Here is a 7,875-nt window from a genome sequence, read left to right on the forward strand (position 1 = left end):
CACGGCAGCCTAACCCCGGCAGAGGCTCCACTTATCGACGCGGATATTCTGTTCAGACAACCGGGGCCAGCTCAATGTTTGCCGCTTCTTCGCTCATGGTGATCAACAAGATTGATCTGGCCCCGCTGCTTGAGTTCGATTTCGGCAAGACGATCGAATACGCTAGACGAGTCAATCCAAACATCGAGGTGCTTTTAGTTTCGGCTCGTACGGGCGAGGGTCTTGGCGCGCTATACGCCTGGATCGATAGACGCGCATGGCATCAAAGGCGCGCCGTAGAGGACATAAGGTGATGAGCGCCGCAACCACCTCCGACCGAACGCGGCTGCGCGTGCGCGTGACTGGGGCCGTGCAAGGGGTCGGCTTTCGTCCTTACGTCTATAGACTCGCCGTGCGCTACGGATTGGCCGGGTTTGTCATCAATGGCCCCGAGGGCGTTACGATCGAGGTCGAGGGCGACCGTGCGTCGGACTTTGTAGCAACGTTGCCGCTCGAGGCACCTCCATTGGCACGCATCGACCACAACTGCGTTCGGGAGACGGCGGCGCTCGAGGCGAAAGAATTTTCGATCGGCACGAGCGAAGCCGGCAAATTGTCAACCCAGATCGTCGTTGATGCTGCTGCCTGCCAGCAATGCCTCAGCGAGCTGTTCGATCCAGAAAGTCGGCGTTACCTTTACCCCTTCATCAGTTGCTGCCATTGCGGCCCACGGTACACCATCGCCGAACGGCTTCCGTACGACCGCCGGAACACCGTGATGCGGGCTTTTAGGCTGTGCGCCGCCTGCGCGGCCGAATATGCCGATCCGGCGAGCCGCAGGTTCCATGCGGAGGCGATCGCGTGTCCGACATGCGGGCCTCGGCTCAGCCATGGGATCAGCGCCATTGCCGCGGCAATCGCGGGGGGACAAATCGTGGCGATCAAGCGGCTCGGAGGATACCAGCTTCTTTGCGACGCGCGTAACCAGGATGCCGTGCAGCGCTTGCGCAGGAGAAAGCAGCGCCTTCAGAAGCCGTTCGCGGTTATGGTCGATTCCGTAGAGCGCGTCAGCGACATCGCGGAGGCGAACGCGCCCGAGCTTGCGCTGCTCGAATCCGTAGCACGTCCCATCGTCCTTCTGTCTTCGCGCAACAATTTGGCGCCCGCCATAGCTCCTGGCTTATCACGCGTGGGTGTCATGCTGCCTGTAGCGCCCCTGCATCACCTCATCTTTCATGCGCTTCGCTCGGCAGGAGCATGTGTGCGGACCGGCCCGGTCATCGTCGCCACCAGTGCGAACCTTTGCGGCGAACCGCTCCTGATCGACAACGCGCAGGCGCTGCGGCGGCTCAAGGCGATCTCCGACCTTATCGTGACTCATGATCGCGATATAGTGGCGCGTGCCGATGACTCCGTGGTGTCGGTGGTCGCTGGCCGGCCGCGATTCATTCGTCGTGCCCGTGGCTATGTTCCAGAACAGATCAGGCTTGCGAAAGTCGGTGCCGTCCGTGCTCGCCGTCGGAGGAGCACTGAAATCGACCGTCACCATCACGCGGGACAACCAAGCGTTCGTCTCCCAGCATATTGGCGATCTGGATACGGCCGAGGGCATCCGCGCGTTCGAGGAGACGATCCGACACCTTACATCGAGCCTTGATGTAGAGCCTGTCGCCATGGCCCATGATCTGCATCCTGATATGGCTTCTACCCGGTTTGCGGAAGCCAATGGCCGCGCGCTGGTCGCTGTCCAGCATCACCACGCACACGCTGCCGCAGTGATCGCCGAGCATGGTCATGCGGGACCTGCGCTTGCCCTGGTGCTGGATGGCCATGGCCTTGGCTTCGAGGGCGGTAACTGGGGTGGCGAGCTATTGTTGTGCGAAGGGGCGGGGTGCCAACGCATCGGGCACTTAGCACCCCTGCAAATGCCCGGTGGAGATCGTGCAGCCCGCGAGCCGTGGCGGATGCCCAGCGCAGTAATACACGGACTCGGTCGGGGTAACGAAATCGGGCTGCGCTTTGCGGCACAACGGCAGGCTGAATGTGTGTTGGCGTTGCTCGAACAGCCGGGCGGGGGCCACCACGACCAGTGCGGGCCGATTGTTCGACGCCGCAGCGGCGCTGCTAGGGACTGCGAGTTTGCAGAGCTATGAGGGCGAAGCGGCGATGAAGCTCGAGGCGCTGGTGTGGCGGACTGCGATTCTCGAAGCCGGCTGGACGATCGATGGTGGCGTGCTGTCGCTTCGCCCGCTGTTTGCGCGGTTGATTGCAGATGACATTGACGCGGTGGGCGGAGCCGGCCTGTTTCATGGCACTTTCGCCGCCGCCTGCGTTGACTGGGTCGCGCGGTCTGCGCGGACAACTGGCGTTAACACTTCGTTCTGAGCGGTGGCTGCTTCCTGAACGCGGCGCTGGCGGATGAAATCCCGCGCGGTTGCAGCGCTGCCGGCCTTACCCCGCTCGTGCCACGGCGGGTGCCGCCCAATGATGGCGGTTTGAGCCTTGGCCAGGCCTGGATTGCCGCTCTGCAGATAGCTCAACAGTCGTCCGCCAGGGGAGGATCAGCCTGACTATGTGTCTTTCGGTTCCGGCAAAGATTGCAAAAATTCTTCCCAACGACATGGCCATAGTGTCCATCGACGGCATCAGCCTGGAGATATCGATTGCTCTCGTCGACGAGCTCGAGGTCGGTGATTGCGTCCTTGTCCATGTGGGCTATGCGTTGGCCAAGATCGATCCGGTGGAAGCCGAGCGCACGCTGGAGCTGCTGCAGCAGCTAGGCAGCGCAGGGGAGCGCCGATCATGAAATATGCCCGAATTTCGCAACAAGGCCATCGCTCAAGGAATTGCGCGTGCGATTGGCGCCGAGGTTAGTTCGCAAAGGGCCTATCGGTTCATGGAGTTCTGCGGCGGGCACACTCATGCAATCTCCCGTTATGGACTGGAGGATCTGCTGCCCGCGAACCTCCGCATGATCCACGGACCCGGGTTGTCCGGTCTGCGTTCTGCCCGCCAGTCGAATCGATATGGCGATCCGGCTTGTCGACCGACCAGAGGTCACTCTGTGCGTGTACGGCGACCTGATGCGCGCGCCTGGGTCTCAAGGACAGTCCCTGTTGCGAGCTAAAGCGCTCGGCGCCGACATTCGGATGGTCTACTCGACGCTCGATGCTATCAGGCTCGCCGAACAGGCACCGAGCCGCGAGGTGGTCTTCTTTGCCATCGGATTTGAGACTACGACTCCGCCGACGGCGGTGATGATCCGAATTGCCGAGAAGAAGCGGCTGAAGGGCCTCAGCGTGTTCTGCAACCACGTGCTTACACCCTCTGCGATGCACAGCATTCTCGAGAACCCCAAAATCCGCGACACCGGCGGGGTTCCAATTAACGGCTTCATCGGGCCTGCACATGTCAGCACCATTATTGGTACGCAGCCTTACGAGCCCCTGGCAGAACAATTTGGCAAGCCGATCGTGATCGCGGATTTGAGCCGCTCGATGTGTTGCAGACTATCCTGATGCTGGTGCGACAGGTGAACGAAGATCGCTACCAGGTGGAGAACCAGTACAGTCGCGTGGTGACACGTGAAGGCAATCGGCGTGCCAAAGACGAGGTATCGCAGATATTCGAACTGCGTGCGCAGTTTGAATGGCGTGGGCTCGGACTCGTACCCAACAGCGGACTGAAGCTGAAACCGGCTTACGCGCAATTCGACGCTGAGACGCGTTTTGCGATCCACGACTTGCGTGTCGCAGACAATCCAGCCTGCGAGCTGCGCGATTCTGCGTGGCGCCAAGCGGCCAGTCGATTGTAAGCTGTTTGGAACCGTCTGTACGCCGGAAACTCCCATAGGGTCCTGCATGGTATCGTCGGAAGGCGCTTGCGCGGCGTATTGGACCTATGGCCGAGTTCGCGATGAACCGTTGAGGCGGACGTCATGAGTGTAAAGGGCTACAGCGCAAGCTCGACCTCGAGAACGGACGCGTTGATCTTTCCCACGGATCCGGAGGCCGTGCCATGGCACAGCTGATCTCCGGCCTTTTTCACCAAGCCTTTGGTAATGAATGGCTCGCCCGCTACAATGATCAGTCGGCGTTTGACGTTGCGGCAGGCAGAATGGTGATGACGACCGACGGCTATGTGGTCTCGCCGCTGTTCTTTCCCGGCGGCAATATCGGGTCACTGGCTGCGCACGGCACCATCAATGACGTCGCGATGTCCGGCGCGCGTCCTCTCTATCTGTCGACCAGTTTTATCATCGAGGAGGGCTTCCCGTTTTCTGATCTGAAGGTGATCGCGGATTCGATGGGCTCGGCAGCGCGCAGTGCCGGCGTTCACATCATTACCGGAGACACCAAGTTGTTGAGCGCGGCAAGGCGGATGGTCTGTTCATCTCTACAACCGGGATCGGGATTGTGGCCGATGGGCTCGATCTCTCCGCCGACAAGGCAAGAGTGGGGGACCGTGTGCTGGTGTCTGGGAGCCTCGGCGATCATGGGGTGGCGATCATGTCAAAACGTCAGAACCTCGCTTTTCAAACCGAGGTCGGCTCGGATTCCGCAGCGTTGCATAACCTCGTGGCGGTCATGGTTGCCGCCGGCAGTAGCGGCATCCGGGTGATGCGCGACCCCACGCGGGGTGGGCTTGCCGCGACCCTCAACGAGATTGCGCATCAATCCGAGCTCGGGTTCCGTCTGCACGAAGCATCCATTCCGGTGAAGCCGGCGGTTGCGGCTACCTGCGAACTCCTTGGACTGGATCCCATCCATGTCGCCAATGAGGCAAGCTCGTTGCGATCGTCGCACCTGATTTGGCTGATGCCGTGCTTGCAGCCATGAAGGCACACCCGCTCGGGTCCGATGCAGCTGATATTGGCGAAGCGGTGGCTGACAATCGGAAATTTGTGCAGATGGCGACCGGTTTCGGCGGTCGACGAATCGTCGACTGGTTGTGGGGCGAACAATTGCCTCGGATCTGTTGACACGCTGCGCATCGTCCAGCTTTTGGAAACCAAGTTTATGATCAATGGTCGTGAGCCATCACCCATCACCCATCACCCATCAGCTCTGGAAACCATCCCTTCTATGGGCAATCTGCCCACCGGCAGACTGCGAGTTTGCTCTTTGGGCGTGCTGAATATCGGTTGTTAGTTTTTCCACGAGCCGAGAACGCAATTCGAAACGATTCATGGCCATCGCGCAGTTTTTCGACGGTTGCTCAGCGAGCATGGTCACACGATCCGCTCGGCCCCCGTGGGTTTGAAATCCTGCGAACCTTCTCAAATATCGCTGAATTTCTGCGCCATTCTGACGGCTGCGTCGCAACATCGCCGCTCGCTTCCGATTAGAAAGGCGCTTCAGGCAGGAGTTTTCAAATGAAGGTCGGAGTCCCCAAGGAAATCAAGGTGCACGAATATCGCGTGGGCCTTACCCCGGGAGCTGTCCGCGAATACGTGGCAGCGGGCCACCGCGTGATGATCGAGACCAATGCCGGCGCTGGCATTGGTGCAACCGATGACGATTATCGCATTGTTGGCGGAACGATTCTAACTTCCGCAGCTGAGGTATTCGCATCGAGCGAGATGATCGTAAAGGTTAAGGAACCTCAGCCCTCCGAGTGGTGTCAGCTGCGGGAAAATCAGATCCTGTTCACTTATCTGCATCTGGCCCCCGACCCGGATCAGGCCAAGGGCCTCCTGAAGTCTGGATGCACTGCGATCGCCTACGAGACCGTAACTGATCCGCATGGTGGTCTTCCGTTGCTGGCGCCGATGAGCGAGGTCGCGGGTAGGCTTGCGATCGAAGCGGCGGGCAGCGCCCTGAAGCGGAGTGCAGGCGGACGAGGGCTGTTGATCGGTGGAGTGCCCGGTGTTCAGCCTGCTCGAATCGTGGTGATCGGAGGTGGCGTCGTTGGTACGCACGCGGCACGCATGGCGGTTGGTCTGGGCGCAGAGGTGACCATCATCGACCGTTCGATAGTCCGGCTCCGCGAGTTGGATGAGCTATTCGAAGGACGCGCTCGCACCAGGTTTTCGACTATCGATTCTGTGGAGGAAGAGGTATTTGCAGCGGATGTGGTGATTGGTGCGGTGCTCGTTCCAGGTGCGAGCGCGCCGAAGCTGGTCCGCCGGAGCATGCTGAGCTCGATGCGTAAGAGGGCGGTGCTCGTGGACGTCGCTATCGATCAGGGCGGCTGCTTTGAGACATCGCACCCAACCACTCACGCTGATCCTACTTACGAAGTGGATGGCATCATTCATTATTGCGTGGCCAATATGCCCGGGGCCGTGCCGCTGACCTCGAGCCAGGCACTGAATAACGCGACGCTGCCGTTTGGTTTGGCTCTGGCCAACAAGGGCTTTACCGCCGTGCTCGAAAATCCGCATTTGCGCGCAGGCCTCAACGTCCATCGGGGCCGGCTAACTTACGAAGCGGCGGCCGAAAGCCTCGGGCTGCCCTTCTCACCGATCGAACAGGCTGCGGCCTGATCCCAGAGGCCCTTATGGGCATTTCCTCCCTGACTTAGGCCACCCTCCTCCGGGGTGGCTTTTTTTTGGCTCCATCGATCTGCTGACCGGCGCCGGCATGCATTTCGAACGTGGAGCGAAGCGAAGGATCGCCAGACGAGCGCCTCGCTTTAGTCCCCGCACGATGCGAGACGATGTACTTTCGCCCATACAGCGCATATGAATGCCGGTTTTGCCAGGTAATCCGAGCCAATTGAAAATGCGTCCGTGGGCCCCGCGATCACCCGAGCGACTTTGTCTGGCTTGATCGCCGCCAATCTGACTGGCTATGGAGACGCCAACCGGGCCGGTGATGACTGCGCGGGTTATTTACCGTGGTGCTGTCGCCGGCGCCGCCGCTGTACCGGTGAGTGGAACCATCAAGAGGCGGCTCGGGGTCGACCCGACACACCGGCGGAGAACTTTTTGAAGTCGCGCGGCGCATCCATCATCGCCGCGGCGCGGCGGCCTTAGCAAGGATCGCAGATCGTTCCCTGAGTTTGGCGAACGCGGCTCACCTGATCGCTGACTGCCGTGAGATGGACCATGCGCAAACCACGGCATCGAGCTCAAGCTACTGTCATGCGCGTTGTAGGATTTGCGACACCGTGTCGAGGCGGCGACTTGCGTTATCAAAAATAGCTCAAACAAAATCGAGTTAAACTGTTTGGCACAAGACTTGAAAGCAAGAAACTGTCCGCAATTTTCGCTCATGGAATCGCAGTGATGGCCTACAAGATAATCGCATCCCAGTGCACTGTGTGCGGTGCATGTGAGTTCGAATGTCCCAATGCCGCGATCAGCCTGAAGAACGATATATACGTGATCAATCCGACCCAGTGTACCCAATGTGAGGGGCACTTTGACGCGCCGCAATGCGCCGTCGTTTGCCCGGTGCCAGATACCTGTGTGCCGGCATAGATGGAGTAGTCGATGAGGGGAGCTCCTGCGCGAAACATGATGAAGACGCTATCGACAGCGGCCGTCCGTCGGATTCGTCTTCTGTTTCTCTCACTCGCTGGCCCCGAGTTGCCGGCGACTTGCGCGATCCGCTTGGATCGATTGCGGCGGAGTCCCCGCCGGCGGGAGTTGTCGTTGCCCCAGTGGAGCGGGCAATGGTAGCTTTACAAGAGACAGTCGAGCGCGTCCGGCGCATCGACGTCGACCAGTATCGATATGGGTTTGAGACCCTGATCGAGTCCGACAAGGCCCCCAAGGGGCTGTCGGAAGAGACCGTCAAGTTTATCTCTGAGAAGAAGAACGAGCCCGCCTGGATGCTCCAGTGGCGGCTCGAGGCCTATCGGCGCTGGCTGGCCATGCAGGAGCCGACCTGGGCGCGCGTCGACTATCCCAAGATCGACTTCCAGGACCTCTATTACTATTCGGCGCCG

3 protein-coding genes and 5 pseudogenes are annotated in these 7,875 nt (G+C 60.1%); all 8 read left to right on the top strand.

Annotation, left to right across the window (positions count from 1 at the left end; all coding sequences use genetic code 11):
- Positions 1-293 (top strand): annotated as a pseudogene (locus D6B98_RS39060) (hypothetical protein); the annotation flags it as partial.
- A pseudogene (gene hypF, locus D6B98_RS39065) lies at positions 293-2,549 on the top strand (carbamoyltransferase HypF). The pseudogenes D6B98_RS39060 and hypF, both read left to right, overlap by 1 nt.
- 2 nt (positions 2,550-2,551) lie before the next feature.
- The gene (locus D6B98_RS39070; RefSeq protein ID WP_126262190.1) at positions 2,552-2,785 is read left to right on the top strand and encodes a HypC/HybG/HupF family hydrogenase formation chaperone; all 234 of its coding nucleotides are present in this window, start codon (positions 2,552-2,554) and stop codon (positions 2,783-2,785) included.
- Positions 2,782-3,920 (top strand): annotated as a pseudogene (hypD, locus tag D6B98_RS39075) (hydrogenase formation protein HypD). Before D6B98_RS39070 ends, hypD begins: the two are co-directional and overlap by 4 nt.
- Positions 3,921-3,924: 4 nt before the next feature.
- Positions 3,925-4,960, top strand: a pseudogene (gene hypE, locus D6B98_RS39080) (hydrogenase expression/formation protein HypE); the annotation flags it as partial.
- A gap of 393 nt (positions 4,961-5,353) precedes the next feature.
- Positions 5,354-6,466, top strand: coding sequence for an alanine dehydrogenase (ald, locus tag D6B98_RS39085; protein ID WP_126262191.1), 1,113 nt, complete (start codon positions 5,354-5,356; stop codon positions 6,464-6,466).
- Positions 6,467-7,210: 744 nt separating this feature from the next.
- A complete protein-coding gene (locus D6B98_RS39090; protein ID WP_035730311.1) occupies positions 7,211-7,405 on the top strand; it encodes a 4Fe-4S binding protein in 195 nt (64 codons plus the stop codon).
- 194 nt (positions 7,406-7,599) lie between these two features.
- Positions 7,600-7,875 (top strand): annotated as a pseudogene (locus D6B98_RS39095) (Fe-S cluster assembly protein SufB); the annotation flags it as partial.

The organism is Bradyrhizobium sp. LVM 105 (assembly GCF_003957705.1).
GTDB lineage: Bacteria > Pseudomonadota > Alphaproteobacteria > Rhizobiales > Xanthobacteraceae > Bradyrhizobium > Bradyrhizobium frederickii.

Excerpts from the sequence above, each read along its gene's own strand:
- D6B98_RS39090 (WP_035730311.1), top strand. The coding sequence starts at position 7,211 with ATGGCCTACAAGATAATCGCATCCCAGTGCACTGTGTGCGGTGCATGT.
- ald (WP_126262191.1), top strand. The coding sequence starts at position 5,354 with ATGAAGGTCGGAGTCCCCAAGGAAATCAAGGTGCACGAATATCGCGTG.
- D6B98_RS39070 (WP_126262190.1), top strand. The coding sequence starts at position 2,552 with ATGTGTCTTTCGGTTCCGGCAAAGATTGCAAAAATTCTTCCCAACGAC.